Raw genomic sequence first — 19,290 nt, 5'->3', positions numbered from 1 at the left:
GGGAAAGGCCTGGAAGAGCCATGCAGACCGTGGGACCCTCCTTCCGGTCGTGACCGGTGAGCACCTGGACGCGGAAGCGCTCTACCGCGCCCACGCCGACTTCGTCGCCCGTTTCCTGCTGCGCTTGGGGGTGCAGGGACAAGACGTCGCCGATCATCTCCAAGAGGTCTTCCTCGTCGCCCACCGCCGCGGTGGGTTCGTGCTCGGCCCCGCGAAGCCCACCACGTGGCTGGCCGAGATTGCCTTCCGAGTCGCATCCGATCGCCGCAAGAAGACCAAGCGAAAGCTCGAAGATGCCGACACCGATTCCATCGTGCTCGCAGCCGCCGCCGGGGCCACCCCCGGTGATGCAGCCGAGTCGCGACAGGCGCTCGACCGCGTGCAGCGGGCGCTCGATGCCCTCACGGTGGACAAGCGCGCGGTGTTCGTGCTGTTCGAGCTCGAGGGCGAGTCGTGCGATGCCATCGCGCGCGCGCTCGGCATTCCGGTGGGCACGGTCTACTCGCGGCTGCACGCCGCCCGCCGCGAGTTCGCAAGGGTCCACGAGCGGCTCTCGTCGGATCCACCCGCGGCGGAGCCCCGCGCAGGCAAGGCGATTGTCGGAGCAGGTGCATGAGTGACGAATCGATGAGTGAGCCGACCCGTTGGCTCGACGATCCCGGCGCCGCCGCTGGATTGCGTGCAGACCTCGCGCAGGTCGCCGGTGCCCGCGTGGTCGGCCTCGATCACGCCGGCGGACTGGCCGCGTTGCGCGGCGCGATCGCGATCGAGCCGGCGGCACCGCTGGCCGCCGCCACCAAGGCCGCCGGCGCGAAGACGCTGGGGCTGGTGGGCGGACTCGCGATCGGCGTGGTTGCGGCGGGCTGGTTGGCGCTGCGCAACCCCGCGTCGCAGTCCGTTCCACCCACGGTGCCCGCGGCTGCGGAGACGCACGTGCAAGCGCCGGTCGCCGCCGCGCCGATCGCCGTGCCCGAGCGTAGGTCGAGCCCCACCGTCGTCGCGCCGCCGCGGCCCGAGCCGGTGCCCGACGCCGAGCCGATCGTGATCACCGATGACGTGCCGCCGGTCGCCGCGGCCGAGGTCGACCTCGCACCCACCAAGGAGCGCCGGCCCGCCCGTGACGACGCCGCTCGTGCGTCGACGCGCGAGCGCGACGGCGCCGACGCTGCGACCGTGGACGCCCCCAGTGCCGACGCGAACCGGTACCTCGAGGAGGCCAAGCTGGTCGCCCGTGCCCGCAAGCAGCTGACGAGCGATCCCGCGGCCGCACTGGCGCTCACGAAGCAGCACGCGCGCGAGTACCCGGAGGGCGCGCTGGTGGAAGAGCGCCGCGCCATCTCGATCCGTGCGCTCGCGCAACTGGGTCGCATGGACGAGGCGCGGGCCGAGGCCGACGCGTTCCTGGCCAGCTCCGGCGACGGGCCCTATGCCCAGGCCGTTCGTCGCGCGATCGCGGGCACCGACAGCCCCGACTGAAAGTCCGAGGGTGGCGCCGTGGCGCCGACCTGGGCTATGGTGGGACCATGGTGGAGGCGCGACGCAACGCGGGGCTGGGGGCGGCGATCAGCCTGCTGCTGGCCTGCGAGGTGCACGGCTTCATCGGCTCGAACGCCGGTGGCGACGGCACCGGTGGCAGCGGGCCCGGCGACGAAGGCTCGGTGACCACACCCGCGACCGGCAGTGCGGACGATGCCGGCACGGTGGCGGACGACGGCCCGGGCGAGACCACGTCACTGCGCTTCGACGTCGCGCTCCCCGATGCGCCGGCATCGTGCGAGCCACCGACGCACGACCCGTGCGACGACGACGACGATCCGATCCACGCGCTCGGCATGGGTTGTCCCGGCGACGCGACGGTGCACGGCAGCTTCCGCGGTCACAGCTCTGCGATGATGGTGCACCGCGGTGTCATCGGGACCTCCGGCGAGTACGGCCCGCGCGAAGGCGAGCGCTTCGTCGTGTTGTCGACGGGCAAGGCGGGGCAGCTGCCCCGCACGCCCGCGCAGCTGCAGATCGAGGACCCGTCGTGCAACCCGCTGCAGTGCCCCAGCACGCAGCTGAGCGACGAGGTGCTCGGGGTGCTGCCGTCGCCGATCGACGTGCGCAGCGTGTCCGACTCGGGCGTCGACTGCAGCGACGACCCCCAGCTGGTCGGCTCGGGTGACTGCTCCAATTCGATCGAGGAGCTGTTCCAGCGGGGCGGTGGCGCCTACGACTACGCCGAGCTGCGGGTCGAGACCGAGGTGCCCGGCAACGTCGACGGACTCTCGTACGAGTTCGCGTTCTTCACGGCGGAGTACCCTGACTACGTCAACCACGCGGCGCCGTTCTCGGACATGTACATCGCGTGGCTCGAGTCGGAGTCGTGGACGGGCAACATCTCGTTCGACGAGGGTGGCAACCCCATCTCGGTGAACACGGTGCTGCTCGACTACAAAGACGCGCCCAGCGCGAGCTGTGGTGAGTGTGCCGCGCCGGAGCTCGCGGGCTTCGCGATGCAGGGCCACGCCGCGACGCGCTGGCTCGCCACCAACGCGCCCGTGCGTGCCGGCGAGGTCATCACGCTGGTGTTCTCGATCTTCGACATGAACAACGGCAAGTACGACAGCGCGGTCGCACTCGATCACTTCGAGTGGACCTGCTCCGGCGCGCCGCCTTTCACGACGCCGGTCGGCTGACGCCATGGCGAGGACCGTGCTCGCTCGCGCCGTCGCGATGGCGGCGATGTCGGCTCCGGCCGCCTGCATCCTCCCGTTCGACGATCTGCCGCAACCATCGGGGGCGACGACCGGCGACGGCGGCACGATGGCGCCCGGTGGCGACGAGGTCGGCGGCGGTACGCGAGCCGGTGGCGGGCCGGAGGCCACCACCGATGGCGCGTCGTCGGGTGACGGCGCCGGCGGCGGGTCGGCGCCGGTGTTCGACCTCGGGGCCGGCGACGGCGACGACAACCGCGGCGACCCGCCACCGCACAACGACGGCGAGTGCTGCCTGCCGGCGTCGGGATCCGGCTGCGGCGACACGACCGTGCAGGACTGCGTGTGCACGGCGGATCCGTACTGCTGCGCGTCCGCGTGGGACGAGCTGTGCGTGTCCCACGTCGAAATCCTGTCGTGCGGGTCATGCGACATGCCGGGCCCGCAGGGGGTCGACGTCAGCCTGCTCGAGTGCTGCCAGCCCCACGACGGCCCCGGCTGTGGCGATCGACCGCTGGCGCAGTGCGTCTGCGCCAGCGATCCCTTCTGCTGCGACGTCGCGTGGGACGACGTCTGCGTCGACGCGATCGCAGCCAACGGCTGTGGTGACTGCATGCCGCCGCCGTCCGATGACGTCACGTGCTGCACGCCATCGATGGCGCCTGGGTGCCTGGATCCGGAGATCCAGACCTGCGTGTGCGCGATCGATGCGTACTGCTGCGATGGCCAGTGGGACGAGCTGTGCACCGACGAGCTGGTCGAGTACGGATGCGGTGCGTGTGACGGCGGCGGGTCGAGCAGCGGCAGTGGCAGCGGCAGCGGCAGCGGCAGCGGCACCGGCTGACGCCCGCGGGTTCCAGAACGGCTACAGCAGCTTCTCGAGCACCGCGCGGTACTGGCCGGGCACGAACTGCAGCGCGAGCGCCTTCGGGTCCTCGCCGAGCTGCTTCAGGAAATCCTTGTGGGTCCAGATCAGCTCGTGGTGCATGCAGTCGCCCCGCCACTTGAGATCACCGGCCCACCAGGTCGGCGTCACGCCGGCCGCGTAGATGCGCGCGCACTTCACCACCGGCTTGTCGATCACGATGCTGTGCATCGCGAAGCGATCGCCGAGCTGCACGGTGTCGCCGACCTTCTTCGAGCTGCCGGCGGGCGGGAGCAGCTTCCACTGCACCGCGCCGTTGCCCTTGCTGCCCGCGCGGGCCTTGCACTCGGCGTCGTTCTTTCCCCAGTTCAGGTTGATGCCGTGGTCGCGTTCGCCGTAGCAGATGTAGCCGCGATCGCCGTCGCGCGCGATCGAGATCGCCACCACATCGCCGTAGTGGATTTCGGCGCCTGCAGTGTCGCCGACGGTCTTCTCGAACGCGATGTTGTCACCGCCCTTGGTCTTGCTGCAGTCGGACACGTGGCCGAGGTTGATGCCGCGATCCTGCGACTTGTACGTGAGACAGTGACCCGAGTAGTCGCTGCCGACCTTGACCCGCGCGCCCGAGGTCAGCGCGCCGGTGCGGGTGGTGATGAACTTCCAGTCGCCCGGCGTGCCGTCGATGATGAGCTTCTTCGCGTCGGCCGGCGTGATGGTGGCCGGTGCCGCGGCGGGTGTGCTGGGCAGGTTCTGCACGATGTTGCCGCCCAGCCCGAGCTTTCCCTTGGCGGGGGCAGCGGCGGCCGAGCCGACCACGCCGACGGTGGTGACGAGGGCGATGATTCCGAGGCAGGTGGCGGTGCGCTTGGTGGTGTTCGACATCGGGAGGGTCTCCGGCGGCGTTGGACCTTCGCCGCCGCGATTCGATCGCCGGTTACGTTCACTTCTTCGCGCGGACCACCACGCGACGACTGCTGCCGAGGTCGGCCTCGCGCACCTTGCCTTCGAACACGCGCGCGACGGCAGTGGTCTCGTCCACCTTCGTCATGCGAAAGCGCAGCTTGGTGCCGCCTGCATCGGTGACGTACGCGTCGGATGCGTCGCCGACGTAGATCATCCCCGCTGCGTCGTCGCACACGCGGTGCTTCCAGCCGACGCCCTCCAGCGTGAGCGTCGCGAGCGTGCCGTCGTCGTTGGTGGTCCAGCTCCGGATGCGCCCCGACTTCCAGTAGGTGTAGTCGCTCTCGCACGAGCCCAGGCTCGGCTTGGCACTGGCCGTGGTACCCGCCGCTGCGCCGCCGAGCGCCTTGCCGGCGAGTGGCGCGGGCGTCCGGCCCGGGGTCGCGACCACGGTCGCCGCGAGGTTGCCCACCATCTGCGAGAACGGCACCGGTACCCACGCCATCGCGCTGGTGGCATCGACGCTGTCGACCGTGAACCACCCCTTGATGACCTCGGCGTCGTTCTCGATGTAGCCGTGATCGCCGGCCTCGATGTCCGAGCCGGCGCCGATGTCGAGCTTGAGCAGCGTGCCACCCTTCTTCGGCAGCATGCCGATGACCGTGCCCTTGATCGCCATCACGTGATACCAGCCGCAGATGTTCTTGGCCTTGCGGGGGGCCACGCCGACGCGCCGCCAGTCGAAGGCCTTGGGGTCGCCGTGCGAGGTGCCGACCACCTCGCAGTGCCCGAAGATGCCGTCGGTGCTCGCGATGGCGTGCCGGCTGCCGATGTCGTCGACCAGCTTCGCGAGTGCCTGGTACTGCGCGAGCGTCGGGCCGCACAGATCCGCGATCACGTCCTCCTCGGCGATGCCCTCGGCGGCCGCGATCTTCGCGACCTTGGGCAGCGAGTTGCACGTGCCACCGTACTTGCGCTTGATGGCGAGCTCGATGCCGACCGTGTCGTGGTTCTCCGGCGCGGCGTGCCACGACACCCGCTCCTCGCCGATGTGCTGGAAGATCTTGCCGTCGCGGTCGACGGTGTAGTGCGCCGAAGATGGGCGGCACTTCCAGTTCTCGTTGTTGTTCGCGCCGGTGTCGCCGTTGTGGATGACGATGCGGTGGATCGCATCCTTGCGGTCCGAAGAGCGACAGTCGACCTCGCCGAAGAAGCGGTAGTCGACCTCGACGCCCGAGCTGCGACCGGCCTCGGCGGCGCACTTGTCCGACATGACGGGCCCGTACTTGGCGCAGGCCTGCGGCTTCTTGCCTTCGCCGTCCCACGTGCACGTGCGCCAGGCGCTGGCCAGCTTGACCGGCTTGGGCTTGGTGCAGGTCGCCGAGGCTGCGTTGGTCGCCGCCGCGATCATGCTGGCGGCGACCAGCGGCGTGCCGCCGTCGCGCGGCTCTTCGCGCGGCGGCGCGACGTCGAGGCCCGCGGGCGTGGAGGGGAGCGCGAGGCCGCCGGCGACGGCGAGCACCCCGAGGGTGGCGAGCGGGACGGTGCGGGCAGACATGACGTGCCTGCGGGAGACCGCCGGTGCGTCGATTCGATCAAGGCCCCCGCGTCGGCGCGAAGCCGCGCCACCCGGACGTCAGCCGCCGACCAGGCGCACGTCGACCTCCGCGCTGGGATCGAACGGCGACCCCTTCACGTCGGCGATGCACTTCACCTGCAGGCGGATGTTGGGGTTGTCGACCGCTGCGTTCGGATCGTGGATGCCGTTGTTCGCGAGCACCTTGGCGAGGTCGACGTCCATCACGAGCCACGACTGCCGGATGCTCTGCCCCGCCTTGAGCTCACAGGGCATGATCAGGCAGCCCTCGCCGTACGACGTGTTGGGCTCGGGGTCCTTGGCGGAGCACACGAAGTTCGGGTGCTCGGCGCCGTCCTTCTTCACGTACAGCCACAGCTCGTACTTGGTCGCGAGCAGGGTGCAGTCCTGCTTCACGTCGATGACCATGGTGCCCTTCAACACGCTGTCGGTCACTGGGAACGTCGCGGTCGCCGCAGGCTGACGCTCGATCACCGTGATCGAGACGTCCGCCATGCCCTTGCCGCCCATGAATGCCTTGGCCTTGTCGAAGAACCCCATGGCCCGCTAGACGGCGGTCGAATGCCGCGGTTGCGTGGCCGGGCATGCGAGGCTGTGTACGCCCGTGCACGACCGGCGTCGGCGCGGCTACGAGCGCACGTGATGATGGGTCTCGGCCACCGCAAAGCCGGCCGCGCCCAGTGCCTCGCGAATCACGCGGTTGGTATCGAAGTAGACCTGCCAATAGTGGTCGTTGTGGCAGTAGGGGCGCACCGCGAGCACCGGGCCGGCGAGGTTGAACTCGAGCACCTCGATGTCGGGGGCCGGCGTGGTCTGCACGTGCTCGATCGCCGACACTGCCTCGCGCAGGATCGCGATCGCGCGGGCGTGATCGGCCCCATGGGCGAGCTGGGCGCTCCGGTCGACGCGGCGATAGGGGTTGGTCGAGAAGTTCTGGATCGGCTCGCCGAAGACCTTGGCGTTGCCGACGATGGTGCGGACGTTGTCCATCGTGTTGATGACGGTGACGAACATCCCGATCTCCTCGACGGTACCCACGAAGCCGCCAGCCGCCACGAAGTCGCCCTTCTTGATGGGGCGCAGCAGCACCAGGAACGCGCCGGCAGCGAAGTTTGCCAGCAAGCCACCCCACGCGGCACCGATCGCGAGGCCGGCCGCGGCGAGTAGTCCCGCGAACGTCGTGGTCTCGATGCCGACGAACCCGAGCAGCGCCGCCACCAACATGATGTTGAGCAGCACGTTGACGATGTTGTCGGCGTAGGTGATGAGCGTCTTCTCGACCGCGCGTGCCCGGAGGCTGCGCTCGAGTACGGCTTGGATCGCCCGGATGACGAAGCGCCCGACGATCCAGAGGACGACGACGCCCAGCAGCTTGGAGCCGACGTCGACGGCCTTCTCCAGCAACAAGTTCACGACTTCGGTGGTCACGCCGCGGCGTCCAGCAAGCCCGGTGCCACGGCCGCCGACCGTGGGCTTCCGGCACATCGAGACCGCGGCCAAGGGGCAGTGCTGGACATTGCGGCGTGGTGCCCCGACCCACCCGTCGCCGAAGACCTCGCGCAGGCGTGGGTCCGCGGCGGCGCCATCGACCACGCGCACGCGGGCGGCGAGCGATGGCACACTCGCAGCCGCCCGTGCGTTCCCCCATCCTCCTCACCTCTGTGCTGCTCGCAATCGCCTGCCACTCGTCGGCCAAGCAACCCCCGCCGGACACGCCGCCCGACGCGACCGCGGTGCCCGACGAGCCACAGCCGGCGGAGCCGATCGCGGCCGTCGAGCCCGGTCGCAGCTACGACCTCGTCGTCAGCTTCTTCAGCCCTGGTGATGGCACCGACGCGGCGGCCTCGCAGCGACTCGACGAGGCGGTCGCGGGCGTCGCCGGGGTCGTGCGTGCGACCGGACACTGGGGCCGCGAAGGCGAGCACGACGAGTGCTTCATCCTCACCGGGCTCGCACAGGCCGATCGTGCGGCCTTCATCGCGAAGGCCAAGGCCGCGGTCGCGGACAGCAAGAAGGTCAACGTCAGCGAGCAGGCGGTGTGTCAGGACCGCGGGCTGTGATCGCCACGGATCAGCGTGGCAGCGGCACCGAGTAGACCAGGTCGTTGTCGCCGGCGCCGGCATGGCAGCCGGTGCAGCTGGCCATCTCGAGGTCCACACCGGGCATGAGCCCCGGCGTACAGCCGTAGCACTCGCCGTTGGGCGGCTTCTCGCCGCGCCAGACCACCAGCGGCTGGCCGTCGTCGGAGATGGTCAGCTCGAACCACTCCCAGCCGTTGGCCTCGGGGTTGAAGCCGCCGCCGCGCTTGACCATCGCGAACACCAGCGGCCCAGCGGCGGCAGCGGGGTCGAGATCGGCGGCGTCGACCTCGATGGTCTTGACGAGCATGCTGCCGACGCCGAACACCTCGCCGTCGGCATGCACGTCGCCGTAGACGGTGCGCGCTCCGGCGGGGTGGCCCGGCACGGTCTCGCCGTCGCCCTGCCACAACACCGGCCAGCGCTGGAAGTCGGCGAAGTCGCGCTGCAGCGCGATGAAGACCTCGGGGTCGTCGCCAGCTTCGTCCGCGCACGACGTCAGCGCGAGCACGAGCGCGAGCGCGTGGCGTCGCGTCACGGCGACACCGGGATGCCGAGCCGATCGGCACCGTCGAGCATGCGCGCGACCACGCCGGTGTCGGCCTGGTTCTGCTGCTGCAGCAGCTGCCACAGCTGGCCGTACGGGGTCTGCAGGTCGGCCTCGCTGGGCGCGGTGGCCGACCAGGTCGCCGGCACCGCCGGCAGTGCGTCGCCCTCGATGGCGTCGTATGCCGCCGCGACCACGTCGAGCTGCGCGTGGACATCGTCGATGACATCGTGGGCCCCGGCGTCCTGCAGCCACGGTGTGAACGCATCGAAGATCTCGCGCGCGCCGGCCAGGTTGGCGCGCATGTCGGCGAGCGTGCGCTGGGCGTAGCGCGACTCGTCCTCGCCGGTGGCACCCAGCGAGATCTTCTCGGCTTGCTCGGCCATCGAGCCCATCACGCCGCCGTACGCAGCCGCGGCGTCGAGCGCGAGCGGCTCGAAGTCGTCGCGCATGCGATGGGTGTCGTCGACGAGGCGCGTGAGCAGTTGCTCGCGGAACGCGGTCGCCTGCGTCGCGTCGGCCGGGTACGCGGCCGGTTGGTAGCCCGGCAGCGCCGACTCGAACTCGACGACCCAGCCCGGCTGGGTATCGGCCCACAGCACGCGCTCGACCGCGTGGATGCCGATCACGCCCTGGTCGTCGAAGAGGTCGTCGTCGGGCGCCTCGGCGATGAAGCCGTCGTAGCGCTCGTCGGTGGCGGCATCGAGGTCGGGGAACAGCACCGCGATCGCGCCCTCGACGTGTTCGTAGGCATCGCGCGCGTCACCCCAATGCGCGCGCATGTCGGCCACCGCGGTGGCATCGGCCTGGGCGTTCCAACCATCGGCGTCCGGGGCCGGGGCGGTCGTGCGCAACCCCTCGGCCCCGGCGACGAGCCCGTCGAGCTCGCGCGCGACGATCTGCTTGACGCGATCGATCGCGACCTGCTCGGGGTCGTCGTCGTTGGCAGCGCAGGCCGCGGTCACGAGGGCGAACAGCGCGGCGCGAAGGACTCGGGGATGAACGGGGCAGGTCATGGCGTGGCTTTCGTTCGGGTGTCAGAGGCTGCCGACGAACGCGAGCAGATCGTCGCGGTCGTCGTCGGGCAGGGCGAGGTAGTCGGTGACGACATCGAACGCCTCGGAATCCGGATCGCCGTGGGCGACGATGGCGTCGTCGAGGTCGTCGGTGCGTCCGTCGTGGAGATACGATCGCAGGTGACGCAGGCCCATCAGGGGTGCGGTTCGCCAGTCGCGGGGGCCCGCGTCGCCCTCGCGCACGCCGTCGGCGAGCGCTTCGCCCATGTCGTGCAGCAAGAGGTCGCTGTAGATCGGCGCGTCGATGTCGGCGAGCTGCGGCAGCGGCCAGCTCGCCGCGGTGCGCAGGCTCGGCACGTGGCAGCGCGCGCAGCCGACCTCGGCGAACAGCGCCCGCCCCCGCGCCCGCTGGGCGTCGTCGTCGACGCGCGACGGGATCTCGAGCATGCGCACGTAGTCCGCCAGTAGGTTCACGGTCTCGAGGCGATCGTCGACGCCGGGGAGCTCGTCGTCGGTGATGCCGTCGGGGTTGGCGAGCTCGTCGGGGCGCATGGGCGACGTGATCGACATGTCGCCGACCAGCGCGCCAGCGGCGAAGTCGTCGAGCGTGGCGATGCTGGCCTTGAGCCCGAAGCGACCGACCAGCGCATCGTCGCCGGGGGCGGCGTCGTGGAAGCGCGCGTCGGGGTTGGCGGCGGAGTGCCACGACACCCGGTGGATGCGCCCATGGATGCGATCGCCGACCGCGGCCTGCTCGGCCGCGACGCGCTCGAGCTCGGCGACGTCGATGGCCTCCATGTAGCCGCGGCCGAACACCGCGGGGCCGATGCGCGTCGCGGTGCGCACGCCCTCGCCCGGTGCGATCGGCGTCGTCGCACCGCCGCCGGTGTACGGCCGCGCGGTGTCACCCCACGGCAGCGGCGCGTCGTCGGGGGCGGACATCTTGGTGACGAAGCCCGGACCTTTGGCGTCGTCGGCGTGGCACGAGGCACATGCGGTGCGCACGTAGAGTGGGCCGAGCCCCTGCGCGGGGCGATAGGCCAGCTCGAACGCGGTGTCGCCGAGGTCGAAGCGCGTGCGCCACTGCGTCGACAACGAGGCGATGGGCGCACCGCTGGGATCGGGCCCCACGAGCATGGGCCTGTCGCGCTCGTCGGCATCGCAGGCGAGCGCGAACAACAGCACCGTCGAGGCAGCGACGCGGGTCACGGGGTGTCATAGATAATGAAAATTAATTTCATTTTCAATCAATATCTTACAGGAGGTGCTTCTACGCGCCGTTCCCGGGTACACCCTCGGCCCCGCGGGTGGGGACCCCGGGCCCGGCTGCGGCCTCACCCGCGGGCGCGCGAGTCGAGCACCGCAATGCTCTCGACGTGGGCGGTGTGCGGGAACATGTCGAGCGGTTGCACCTGCGTGAGCACGTAGCCGTGGTCGCACAGCAGCCGCAGATCGCGTGCCAGCGACGACGGATCGCAGGAGACGTACACCACGCGGCGCGGCGCGAGGGCGATCACGGCGTCGAGCGACGCGGGCAGGCAACCCGAGCGCGGAGGATCGAGGATCACCGCGTCGATCGCGAAGCCCTCGGCGACCAGCGCCGGCAGCACCAGCTCGGCCTTGCCCAGCCGCAGCACGACGTTGCTGAGCCCGCCGAAGTTGAACGCGGCGTCACGCACCGCGGGGCCGGATTCCTCGATCGCGATCACCACCTCGACCGATGCGGCCAGCAGCGCCGCGAAGGTGCCGACCCCGGCGAAGGCGTCGACGGCGACGCGCGCGTCGATCGCCGTGACGGCGTCGCAGACCAGCGCGGCCATGCGCTCGGCCTGGGCGCGGTGCACCTGGAAGAACGCCGGCGTCGAGACCCGGAACTCGCGCCCGCCGAGCGACTCGACCACGTAAGCCTGGCCGCTCGCCGGCTGTTCGAGCGAGAGCCGCGGCTGGATCGAGATCGAGGTCGGCGCTGCGCCGACGCGGATGTTGCACTGCGTGGTCTCGTGCAGCCGACCCTGCAACGATTGCAGCAGGGCGTCGATGCGCGGCTCCATCAGCAGGCAGGTGGGGACCTCGAAGAACGCGCGTCGCTGTCGTCGCACGAAGCCGAGTCGACCGTGCTTGACCGTGAAGCGTGCGTGGTTGCGGTAGTGCCACGGCGAGGGTGCCGGCAACACATCGCCGAGCGCGGGATCGACGAAGCCACCGATCTCGCGCAGGGCCTCGGCGACGAGGCCCCGCTTGAGCACCAGCTGGTGGGCATAGTCGACATGCTGCAGCTGGCAGCCGTTGCAGTGGCCGAACAGCGGGCAGGGCGGCTTCACGCGGTGCGGCGAGGGTCGCAGGATCTCGACCACGTCGGTGCCGGTGCAGACGTGCCCGGTCTTGTACACGCGCGCGAGCACGCGTTCCCCGGGGATCGCACCGGCGACGTAGATCGGCTTGCCGTCGGCGTCGCGGGCGGCCGCATCGCCGCGGGGTCCCAGACGATCGGGCTCGAGCTCGATCAGCGTCTCGTCAGCCATGGCGCTCCGCGAGCGGCAGCGTCCACGGCAGCTCGCGCCAGCGTCCACCGTGGAGGTGGGCGATGTTGTCCCGGATCGCGGTGGTCGAGGCGTCGTCCTCGGTGCCGTCGGCGGCCAGCGAGCGTGCCTGTCGGCGCGCGAGCAGGTACGCGTGGGCCATCGCCGACCACTCGCCGTAGGCCGCCTGCAGCCGCAGCGCGGCCGGACGCACCGCTGCCCACGAGCCCGCCTCGTCGAGCCAGCCCGCGGCCACGCCGAGCCGCGACAGCAACACGTAGCGGACCAGGTCCCACGCGTTGTCGGGTCGACCGGCGTCGAGCAACGCGGCCAGCTCGCGTCGGAACTCGGTCGGCCCGTGCACATCCCACCACGACGACAGCATGCGCAGTGCTTCGCCGCGCGGCAGGTGGGCGTAGTCGCAGTCGCCGGTCACCACCAGGAAGCAGTTCTGCACCCAGCGCTTGAACGGATCGGCCGCGTCCTGCTCGAGCCGGGCGTGCACGAACTGCTGGGGGTTGGGCCGCAGCAGGCGACGCAGCAGCCACCATGCAACCGAGAGCGCCGCGACCAGCAAGGCGATGTTGCGAACCGACCACGACATGGACGCGATCATCACGGGCGAGATCAGCTACGGGAGCGTAGCAGCCTCGGGCGAAGCGCAGCAACAACGGCGACGGCGCATCCACGCACGGCGATCACGTCGTGATGGGCTCGAGGAACTCGAGCGTGCAGTGGTCGGCCGACAGCCGCGCGCGGGCCCCGAACGGCAGCGCGGCGTTGCGCTGGTGGTCGTGGCCGAAGGGGAAGCCGGTCACGACCGGCACGCCCAGCGTCGCGAGTCGCTCGTGGACGACCTGCGCGGCGGTGGGCCCGAAGTTACCGTCGGGCGGCTCCTCGCAGCCGATCAACTGCCCCACGACCACGCCGCGGATGCCCCGCAGCGCGCCGCTCGAGAGCAGGTGCGTCAGCGATCGATCGATGCGATAGGGGCGCTCGCCGATCTCTTCGAGCGCCAGGATCGCGCCCGCGAAGCTCGGCATCATGCGGGTACCGACCAGCGCGCGCAGCACCTCGATGTTGCCGGCCAGCAGCGTGCCCTCGACGGTGCCGCCGTGGAGCACCGAGCCCTCTTCTGCGACCAGCGGGGCCGGCACCTCGCCGCGCAGCCAGTCGACCACGCGATCGAGATCCTCGGGCACCAAGGTCGACATCTGGGTCAGCACCGGGCCGTGCAGCCCGACCACGCCGCAGCGCATCCACGCCCAGCACAGCAGCGCCGTGATGTCGGAGAAGCCGACGATCGGCTTGGGGTGCGCGCGCAGGCGCTCGGGATCGAGGGCCGCCAGCAGACGCGTGGCGCCGTAGCCCCCGCGCGCACACAACACGCAGCTGGCCTCCGGATCGGCGAGCGCGAGCTGGGTCGCGGCCAGCCGCTGCGCGTCGCTGCCCGCGAAGTAGCCCTCCTGCTCGAGCAGGTTGTCGGCGTGCAAGAGCTCGAGATCGATGCGCCGACGCAGCGCTCGGACACCGCGATCGAAGCGTTCCACCGGCACGGGACCCGACGGCGCGATCACGCGGGCGCGATCACCATCGTGGACCGGTCGGCCCCGCAGGCTCATCGTCGTTTCCGCCCGCGTCGCTTCTTCGCGGGGGTGCCGGACTCGTCGCTGCCGTCGTCGTCGCTCGTGCTCGCGGAGGCCTCGCCGACGTCGACCGGCTCGGAGTCGTCGTCGCCGATCACCGGCGCGGGCACGGCCATGTGCGCGCCGTACCCGGGCTCGTCGACCATCGCCGTCGCTCCACCCGCAGCGTCGCTGGCGTCCGGATCGCTCGCGCGCGCGGCGGGCTCGGGCCGCGGCGGCGCGACACCGTCGGGGAGCCCTTCGCTGCCGACCCGCGCTGGCGGGCTCGCTTCGAGCACGCGCACGACGCAGCCGCGGTCGGCGGCGTCGGCGATTTCGACGGCGCGCACGACCTCGACCGCCGTCGAGCTGCCGTCCGCGGCCGCGAGCTGCAGTACGGTTCGTACCGGCGGAGGTGCCTCGAGGCTGACGAACCGCAGCCCGCCGTCCTGCTCGGCGACGGTGGCCGCGGCCGCGATCTCGACGTGGCGATACAGGACGCGAACGTGGCTCTGTGCGGTCATCGGCGGGGTACGGACTCGCGAGGATACCGGCTGACGCGACCCCGTCAACCGCAGCACGGCGCGACATCGCTCGGGTGGTTCGACGCCACATCGCGGGCTCGCGAGGCCGCTCTCGCCGCGGAGTACGGCGCGCGCAATCCCTGCAAGCGCGCGCACGCACCCGTCGCTGCCGCATGCGCGAGGGCCGAGCCGCCCCACCGCGTGACGCCGGCGATGCGGCGGGACTGATACGCTGGTGGCATGACGAGGTCGACGCGCGGAGTGCAAGGGCGCACGGTGCTGGGGTTCGCGATCGCGGCGATGGCAGCCTGCGGTGACGATGCTCGCGGCGGCCAGGGTGGTTCGGCGAGCAACTCCGCGGGCGACGGCATCGGCACCTTGAGTGCGACCGGTACCGACAGCGCGAGCGGCAACGTCGACGGTGACGGCGGCGACGACGACGTCAAGCTCGATGCGCAGGCCATCGGCGATCTCGGACTCGAGGGCTGCGGTGGCGACAGTCACGGCGGCGGCGGTGGCGGAACCGGGGGCGACGGCGATCTCGACTTCTCGTACATCTGGATCGCCAACAGCGGCGAAGGCACGATGTCGAAGATCAACACCCGCACGATGGTGGAGGAAGGCCGCTACGTCGTGCGCCCTGATCAGGCGGGGAATCCCTCGCGCACCTCGGTGAACCTCTCGGGTGATGTCGCGATCGCCAACCGTGCCGGTGGCCTGACCAAGGTCGCGGCCACCGCGGAGCGTTGTGTCGACGTCAATGGCGACGGCATGATCACGACCGCCAACGGCGCGGCCTACCTGCCGTGGGGCCAGGACGAGTGCGTGCTGTGGCACGTGCCCTACCAGACCGAGTCGCAGCGTCCGGTCGCGTGGGCGCCCGGCACGTGGAACGCCCAGACCTGCGCCTACGACAACGAAGACGTGTGGACCGCGACCGGCTCGAGCGCCGCGGGCATCGACGTCTACCTGCACGATGGCGACACCGGCACGCAGCTGGGCATGGCCCACATCGGCGAGATGACCTTCGACGGCTACGGCATCTACGGCGGTGCGGTCGATGGCGAGGGCAACTTCTGGGGCACCATGCTGGGCGGCATCCTGCTCACCCGCGTCGACAAGCTGACCTTCGATCACCAGGTGTGGCCGGTGCCGATCAGCAGCTACGGCATGACGGTGGACTCCGACGGCTTCGTGTGGGCGTGCTCGTTCGACGTCGCGCGCTTCGATCCCGAGAGTCAGACCTGGCAGACCGCCATGGGTGTCGGTGGCAGCGGTGGCTGCATGGGTGACGGCGCCGGCAAGATCTGGCTCGCCTCCGATCCGCTGGTCGCGGTCGACACCACCACGCTCGCGGTGGTCGACACCATCGACATCCCCAGCTACGCCCACGGCGTGAGCGTCGACTTCGACGGCTATGTGTGGGGCGTGACGTTGCAGGAGCCGTACGCGTACAAGGCCGATCCCACCTCGCACATGGTGCAGACCTTCAGCGGTCTGACGCTGCCGTACACGTACAGCGACATGACCGGCTTCGCGCTCAAGAACGCCGGCACGATCCCGACGCCGGCGGGCTGACGCCGGCGCCACGCGGCAACGATGACGGACTCCGACGCCGGCGTGGGCCGCTACGTCGGGCTCGCCTCGGACGTCGATCAGACCATCGCGTTCGATCCAGAGCTCGGTCGCGAGGTCGTGCTCGAGCGCTCGGATGCCGTCGACCCGGCTCGGTTGGCGGCGTTGCGGCATCGTGCCCGCGCGCTCGCGACGGTGGTGCATCCGGTCGTCGCGCGGGTCCACGACGTGGTCGTCGAGCACGGCGTCGCGCACGTGGTGACCGAGCGCGTGGTCGGCGAGCCGCTGCTGCAGTGGCTCGCGACCCAGCCGTCGGTGCCGCGGCGGCGCGCGCTGCTGCAGGCGATCGCCGCCGGGCTCGGTGCCATCCATGCCGCGGGCGTCGCCCACGGCAGCGTCGACGCCGATGCGGTCTGCGTGGCGCAGGGCGGTGCGCCGCGGCTGACCGGCCTGCTGCGCGTCAGCGAGGGTGCGAACGCGATTGCGGATCGGCAGCGGTTCTGCGAGCTCGCGCTGCGGGTGCTCGACGAGGAGCGGCCGGGCACGCGAGCTGCCGTGGGCCTGCGCCTGCTGGCGCTGCTGCGCCGCGGTCGCGACGATCGCGACGGCCCGGGGCTGGCCGAGCTCGAGCAGGCGTTGGCCGTGCGCGGCGGTGGTCGACGTTGGCTGGGGCTGGCGGCCGCGAGCGCAGTCGCGGCCGTGATCGCGCTCGGCGTCGGCGATCGCCGCTCGGCGCTCGCTGGAGGTTGGTGCGAAGAGGTCGAGCGCCAGGTCGACGCGCTGTGGGGCCCGCAGGCGCACGCCGAGCTGCACGAGGCGATCGCGGCCAGCCACGCCAGCTTCGCGCTCGAGGCTGGCGGCCGCGTCGAGCGCGATCTCGATGCGTTCGTATCGCAGTGGCGAGACGCGCAGCGCGACTACTGTGCCGCCGATGCCAACCCCGGCGCGGCGGTGTGCCTGCTGCGGCAGCTCGATGGCGTGCGCGCCATCGTCGACGTGCTCCGCGAGGCCGACGTGGAGTCGCTCGCACGCGGCAGCGAGGCCGTCGAAGCGCTCGGTGCACCGGCGGCATGTCTGCGCGCCGATGCGCCTGCGGCGGTGATGCTCGCCGACGAGTCCGTGCGCGGTGATCTGGCTGCGTCGCAGCTGCTGCGGGAGCTCGGTCGCCACGTCGACGCCCAGCTCGCGGCCGAGCGCGCGATCGCGGCCGCGACCGCGCAGGGCGACGACGCGGTGCTCGCCCAGGCCGAGCTCGAGCTCGCGCTGGCGTTGTGGGCCCAGGGCCGCGAGCGTGAGTCCGAGCGGATCCTGCACGACGCGTTCACCCACGCGCTCGCGGCCGGGCACGACGAGACCGTCGCCCGCGCGGCGACCGAGCTGGCGGTGGCGTCGTGCCGCCGCGCGCGGCTGGCCGAGTGCGAGCTGTGGCGTGATCATGCCGCGGCCGCGCTGGCCCGGGTGTCCGATCCACGTCTGCGCGCGCGCCTGTCGGTGGTCGATGGCCGTGCCGCGCTCGAGCGCGGCGACTACCCGGCGGCCGAGCGCGGCTACATCCACGCCCTCGAGCTCGCGAGCGCGCTCGAGCCCCGCGATCTGCCCGCCGAGCTGCATGCGCGCCAAGGCGTTGCGCTGGCGAAGGGGCGCAGCGGCGATCTCGTGGGCGCGCTCGCGCTGCTGCGGACCAACGTCGAGCAGACCGCCAATCGCTTCGGCACCCATCATCCCGACTACGGCCGGCAGCTCAACAGCGTCGCGACGCAGCTCGCTGCGCTCGGCCGCGCGAACGAGGCGGTCGCCGCCCGCACCGAGGCGCTCGCGGTGCTCGAGGCGGCGCTGGGCCCCGCGCACCCCGACGTGCTCGCGGCCAAGGGCGCACTCGCGACCGATCTCGGACTGGTCGAGCGCGACGCCGAGGGCATCGCGCTGCTGCGCGACGTCGTCGAGCAGGCCGAGCAGCGCTACGACCCCGACGATGTCCGCATCGCCGCCCACCTCGCCGAGCTCGGCATGGCCGAGGCCAGCGGCAACCGCCTCGACGACGCGATCGACCACCTCGGCCGCGCCGTCGAACAGGCCGAGCGCGCGCTCGGGCCCGATCACCTGGAGGTGCTGGGCATGCTCAACAACCTCGCGGCCACGCTGATGTTCGCCGATCGCAATCTCGAGGCGCGGGCGATGTTCGAGCGGGTCATCGCAGGTACCGAGCGTGCGGTCGGGCGCGAGCATCCGCAGCTCGTGCCGGGCTTGCTGGGGCTCGCGAGGACCGCGGTCGCGACCGGCGATCTCGACGGCGCGATCGCTGCGCTCGAGCGGGCGTTGCAGCTGCTCGAGCGTCACGAGGATCGGGCCGACCGACGCGGTCTGGTGGCATCGGAGCTGGCCCAGCTGCTGTGGCAGCGCGACGGCGACAACCCCCGCTCGCTCGCGTTGATGCGCGCGGCGCATCAGTCGTTCGTGTCCGCGGTGGGGCAGGGCGCGCTGTCCTCACGCGACGAGGCCGAAGCCGCACAGGCGTGGCTGGAGGCGCACGGCGGCGGGTAGTGCAGGGCTCGCGTGGCGGCGCGTCAGGGCCGCACGCCCTCGAAGATGACGTTGTCCGCAACCGCGTGTGCGCGCGCCAGGGCAGCCGGGTCGGCGATGGTCCACGCGATCAGCGGTAGGCCCAGTCGCCGCAGCACGCCCGCGGGGAGCGACGGCAGGCAGCGCAGCTCCCACGCGACGTAGTGCGGCCGTGCCAGCGGGCTCAGCAACGCGTTCGCCAGCGCGAAGCGCTCGTGCGGTGCGAGCTGGGCGTCACGGAAATCCGACACCAACAGGCCGCGCGTGCGCTCCGGTGCGAGCCGTCGCAGCTCCGCGAGCGCGAACGGCTGGTACGACTGCAGTGCGAGCGCGCCGCGGTAGCCTGCGATGGTCGCGGCGACCGCCCGCTCGAGCGCGCCCGGGCGTCGCTTGGACTTCAGATCGAGCACGATCGGCGCGCGCCCACGCACGTGCGCGAGCGCCTGCGCCAGCGTCGGGACGGCCTCGCCGCCGGGGCGCAGTCGGAGGTCGGCACTCGCGCCGCGTTCGAGCGCGTCGACCGGGCCGGCCTCGCCGGTCATGCGCGCGAGGTCGTCGTCGTGGAACACCAACAGCTCGCCCGCACGGGTGTGGTGCACGTCGAGTTCGATCGCGTAGCCGTGCTCGACCGCGGCCTCGAACGCGGCCAACGAATTCTCGGCGCGCTCGCCATCGTGGAGGCCGCGGTGGGCGATGGGTTGCGACGACAACCAAGCGGGCGCACGCGACCTCACCGCCGGCATCTTCGCCCAAGACGCGCGCCGGCGCAGCTTTGGGTTGTGTGCTGTG

19 protein-coding genes are annotated in these 19,290 nt (G+C 71.5%); 7 read left to right on the top strand and 12 right to left on the bottom strand.

Going from position 1 to position 19,290, the window contains the following annotated elements; all coding sequences use genetic code 11:
• The first annotated feature begins 49 nt into the window (after positions 1-49).
• From IPH07_29975 to IPH07_29960, 4 genes are read left to right on the top strand one after another with little or no spacing between them, the layout of a single operon-like run.
• A complete protein-coding gene (locus tag IPH07_29975; GenBank protein MBK6921664.1) occupies positions 50-616 on the top strand; it encodes an RNA polymerase sigma factor in 567 nt (188 codons plus the stop codon).
• A gap of 11 nt (positions 617-627) precedes the next feature.
• Positions 628-1,476, top strand: coding sequence for a hypothetical protein (locus IPH07_29970; protein MBK6921663.1), 849 nt, complete (start codon positions 628-630; stop codon positions 1,474-1,476).
• 47 nt (positions 1,477-1,523) lie between these two features.
• A complete protein-coding gene (locus IPH07_29965) occupies positions 1,524-2,678 on the top strand; it encodes a choice-of-anchor L domain-containing protein (protein ID MBK6921662.1) in 1,155 nt (384 codons plus the stop codon).
• 16 nt (positions 2,679-2,694) lie between these two features.
• Positions 2,695-3,540, top strand: coding sequence for a hypothetical protein (locus tag IPH07_29960; protein ID MBK6921661.1), 846 nt, complete (start codon positions 2,695-2,697; stop codon positions 3,538-3,540).
• Between the two features lie 21 nt (positions 3,541-3,561).
• Here the strand turns inward: IPH07_29960 and IPH07_29955 are convergent, their stop codons facing one another.
• The 4 genes from IPH07_29955 to IPH07_29940 all read right to left on the bottom strand — a co-directional run bounded on the left by IPH07_29955 (position 3,562) and on the right by IPH07_29940 (position 7,543).
• Positions 3,562-4,443, bottom strand: coding sequence for a hypothetical protein (locus IPH07_29955; GenBank protein MBK6921660.1), 882 nt, complete (start codon positions 4,441-4,443; stop codon positions 3,562-3,564).
• Positions 4,444-4,501: 58 nt separating this feature from the next.
• Complete coding sequence (locus IPH07_29950) at positions 4,502-6,019, bottom strand: N-acetylmuramoyl-L-alanine amidase (protein MBK6921659.1); 1,518 nt, start codon at positions 6,017-6,019, stop codon at positions 4,502-4,504.
• Positions 6,020-6,097: 78 nt separating this feature from the next.
• On the bottom strand, positions 6,098-6,598 hold the full coding sequence (locus IPH07_29945) for a hypothetical protein (protein ID MBK6921658.1): 501 nt from the start codon (positions 6,596-6,598) through the stop codon (positions 6,098-6,100).
• 87 nt (positions 6,599-6,685) lie between these two features.
• Positions 6,686-7,543, bottom strand: a complete 858-nt coding sequence (locus tag IPH07_29940; GenBank protein ID MBK6921657.1) for a mechanosensitive ion channel family protein — start codon at positions 7,541-7,543, stop codon at positions 6,686-6,688.
• Between the two features lie 149 nt (positions 7,544-7,692).
• Here IPH07_29940 and IPH07_29935 point away from each other — a divergent pair, with 149 nt between their 5' ends.
• Complete coding sequence (locus tag IPH07_29935; GenBank protein ID MBK6921656.1) at positions 7,693-8,118, top strand: hypothetical protein; 426 nt, start codon at positions 7,693-7,695, stop codon at positions 8,116-8,118.
• A 10-nt stretch (positions 8,119-8,128) separates the two neighbouring features.
• Here the strand turns inward: IPH07_29935 and IPH07_29930 are convergent, their stop codons facing one another.
• The 7 genes from IPH07_29930 to IPH07_29900 all read right to left on the bottom strand — a co-directional run bounded on the left by IPH07_29930 (position 8,129) and on the right by IPH07_29900 (position 14,367).
• A complete protein-coding gene (locus IPH07_29930; GenBank protein MBK6921655.1) occupies positions 8,129-8,674 on the bottom strand; it encodes a hypothetical protein in 546 nt (181 codons plus the stop codon).
• Positions 8,671-9,699 carry an EfeM/EfeO family lipoprotein gene (locus tag IPH07_29925; GenBank protein ID MBK6921654.1) on the bottom strand — a complete coding sequence of 343 codons (1,029 nt, stop codon included), beginning with the start codon at positions 9,697-9,699 and terminating at the stop codon, positions 8,671-8,673. Before IPH07_29925 ends, IPH07_29930 begins: the two co-directional genes overlap by 4 nt.
• Before the next feature lie 21 nt (positions 9,700-9,720).
• Positions 9,721-10,908 carry a hypothetical protein gene (locus IPH07_29920; protein MBK6921653.1) on the bottom strand — a complete coding sequence of 396 codons (1,188 nt, stop codon included), beginning with the start codon at positions 10,906-10,908 and terminating at the stop codon, positions 9,721-9,723.
• Positions 10,909-11,033: 125 nt separating this feature from the next.
• Positions 11,034-12,221 carry a class I SAM-dependent RNA methyltransferase gene (locus IPH07_29915; GenBank protein ID MBK6921652.1) on the bottom strand — a complete coding sequence of 396 codons (1,188 nt, stop codon included), beginning with the start codon at positions 12,219-12,221 and terminating at the stop codon, positions 11,034-11,036.
• Positions 12,214-12,822: a DUF1266 domain-containing protein gene (locus tag IPH07_29910; protein ID MBK6921651.1), complete on the bottom strand. Its 609-nt coding sequence runs from the start codon at positions 12,820-12,822 to the stop codon at positions 12,214-12,216. Before IPH07_29910 ends, IPH07_29915 begins: the two co-directional genes overlap by 8 nt.
• 94 nt (positions 12,823-12,916) lie before the next feature.
• On the bottom strand, positions 12,917-13,840 hold the full coding sequence (locus IPH07_29905; GenBank protein MBK6921650.1) for an LD-carboxypeptidase: 924 nt from the start codon (positions 13,838-13,840) through the stop codon (positions 12,917-12,919).
• Positions 13,837-14,367, bottom strand: coding sequence for a hypothetical protein (locus IPH07_29900; GenBank protein MBK6921649.1), 531 nt, complete (start codon positions 14,365-14,367; stop codon positions 13,837-13,839). Before IPH07_29900 ends, IPH07_29905 begins: the two co-directional genes overlap by 4 nt.
• Before the next feature lie 240 nt (positions 14,368-14,607).
• Between IPH07_29900 and IPH07_29895 the strand changes: the two genes are divergently transcribed.
• Positions 14,608-15,945: a hypothetical protein gene (locus IPH07_29895; protein MBK6921648.1), complete on the top strand. Its 1,338-nt coding sequence runs from the start codon at positions 14,608-14,610 to the stop codon at positions 15,943-15,945.
• Positions 15,946-15,966: 21 nt separating this feature from the next.
• Entirely contained in the window at positions 15,967-18,483 is a 2,517-nt protein-coding gene (locus tag IPH07_29890) for a tetratricopeptide repeat protein (GenBank protein ID MBK6921647.1), read from the top strand.
• Between the two features lie 23 nt (positions 18,484-18,506).
• Here IPH07_29890 and IPH07_29885 read toward each other — a convergent pair whose 3' ends face one another.
• Entirely contained in the window at positions 18,507-19,235 is a 729-nt protein-coding gene (locus IPH07_29885) for a glycerophosphodiester phosphodiesterase (GenBank protein MBK6921646.1), read from the bottom strand.
• Between the last annotated feature and the right edge of the window lie 55 nt (positions 19,236-19,290).

Source organism: Deltaproteobacteria bacterium (genome assembly GCA_016709225.1).
Taxonomy (GTDB): Bacteria; Myxococcota_A; Polyangia; order Nannocystales; family Nannocystaceae; genus Xiheibacterium; species Xiheibacterium phototrophicum.
This window is presented reverse-complemented; position numbering and strand designations above follow the sequence as displayed.

Excerpts from the sequence above, each read along its gene's own strand:
- IPH07_29945 (MBK6921658.1), bottom strand. The coding sequence starts at position 6,598 with ATGGGGTTCTTCGACAAGGCCAAGGCATTCATGGGCGGCAAGGGCATG.
- IPH07_29910 (MBK6921651.1), bottom strand. The coding sequence starts at position 12,822 with ATGTCGTGGTCGGTTCGCAACATCGCCTTGCTGGTCGCGGCGCTCTCG.
- IPH07_29900 (MBK6921649.1), bottom strand. The coding sequence starts at position 14,367 with ATGACCGCACAGAGCCACGTTCGCGTCCTGTATCGCCACGTCGAGATC.
- IPH07_29895 (MBK6921648.1), top strand. The coding sequence starts at position 14,608 with ATGACGAGGTCGACGCGCGGAGTGCAAGGGCGCACGGTGCTGGGGTTC.
- IPH07_29925 (MBK6921654.1), bottom strand. The coding sequence starts at position 9,699 with ATGACCTGCCCCGTTCATCCCCGAGTCCTTCGCGCCGCGCTGTTCGCC.
- IPH07_29965 (MBK6921662.1), top strand. The coding sequence starts at position 1,524 with ATGGTGGAGGCGCGACGCAACGCGGGGCTGGGGGCGGCGATCAGCCTG.
- IPH07_29905 (MBK6921650.1), bottom strand. The coding sequence starts at position 13,840 with ATGAGCCTGCGGGGCCGACCGGTCCACGATGGTGATCGCGCCCGCGTG.
- IPH07_29950 (MBK6921659.1), bottom strand. The coding sequence starts at position 6,019 with ATGTCTGCCCGCACCGTCCCGCTCGCCACCCTCGGGGTGCTCGCCGTC.
- IPH07_29890 (MBK6921647.1), top strand. The coding sequence starts at position 15,967 with ATGACGGACTCCGACGCCGGCGTGGGCCGCTACGTCGGGCTCGCCTCG.
- IPH07_29915 (MBK6921652.1), bottom strand. The coding sequence starts at position 12,221 with ATGGCTGACGAGACGCTGATCGAGCTCGAGCCCGATCGTCTGGGACCC.
- IPH07_29970 (MBK6921663.1), top strand. The coding sequence starts at position 628 with ATGAGTGAGCCGACCCGTTGGCTCGACGATCCCGGCGCCGCCGCTGGA.
- IPH07_29940 (MBK6921657.1), bottom strand. The coding sequence starts at position 7,543 with ATGTGCCGGAAGCCCACGGTCGGCGGCCGTGGCACCGGGCTTGCTGGA.
- IPH07_29955 (MBK6921660.1), bottom strand. The coding sequence starts at position 4,443 with ATGTCGAACACCACCAAGCGCACCGCCACCTGCCTCGGAATCATCGCC.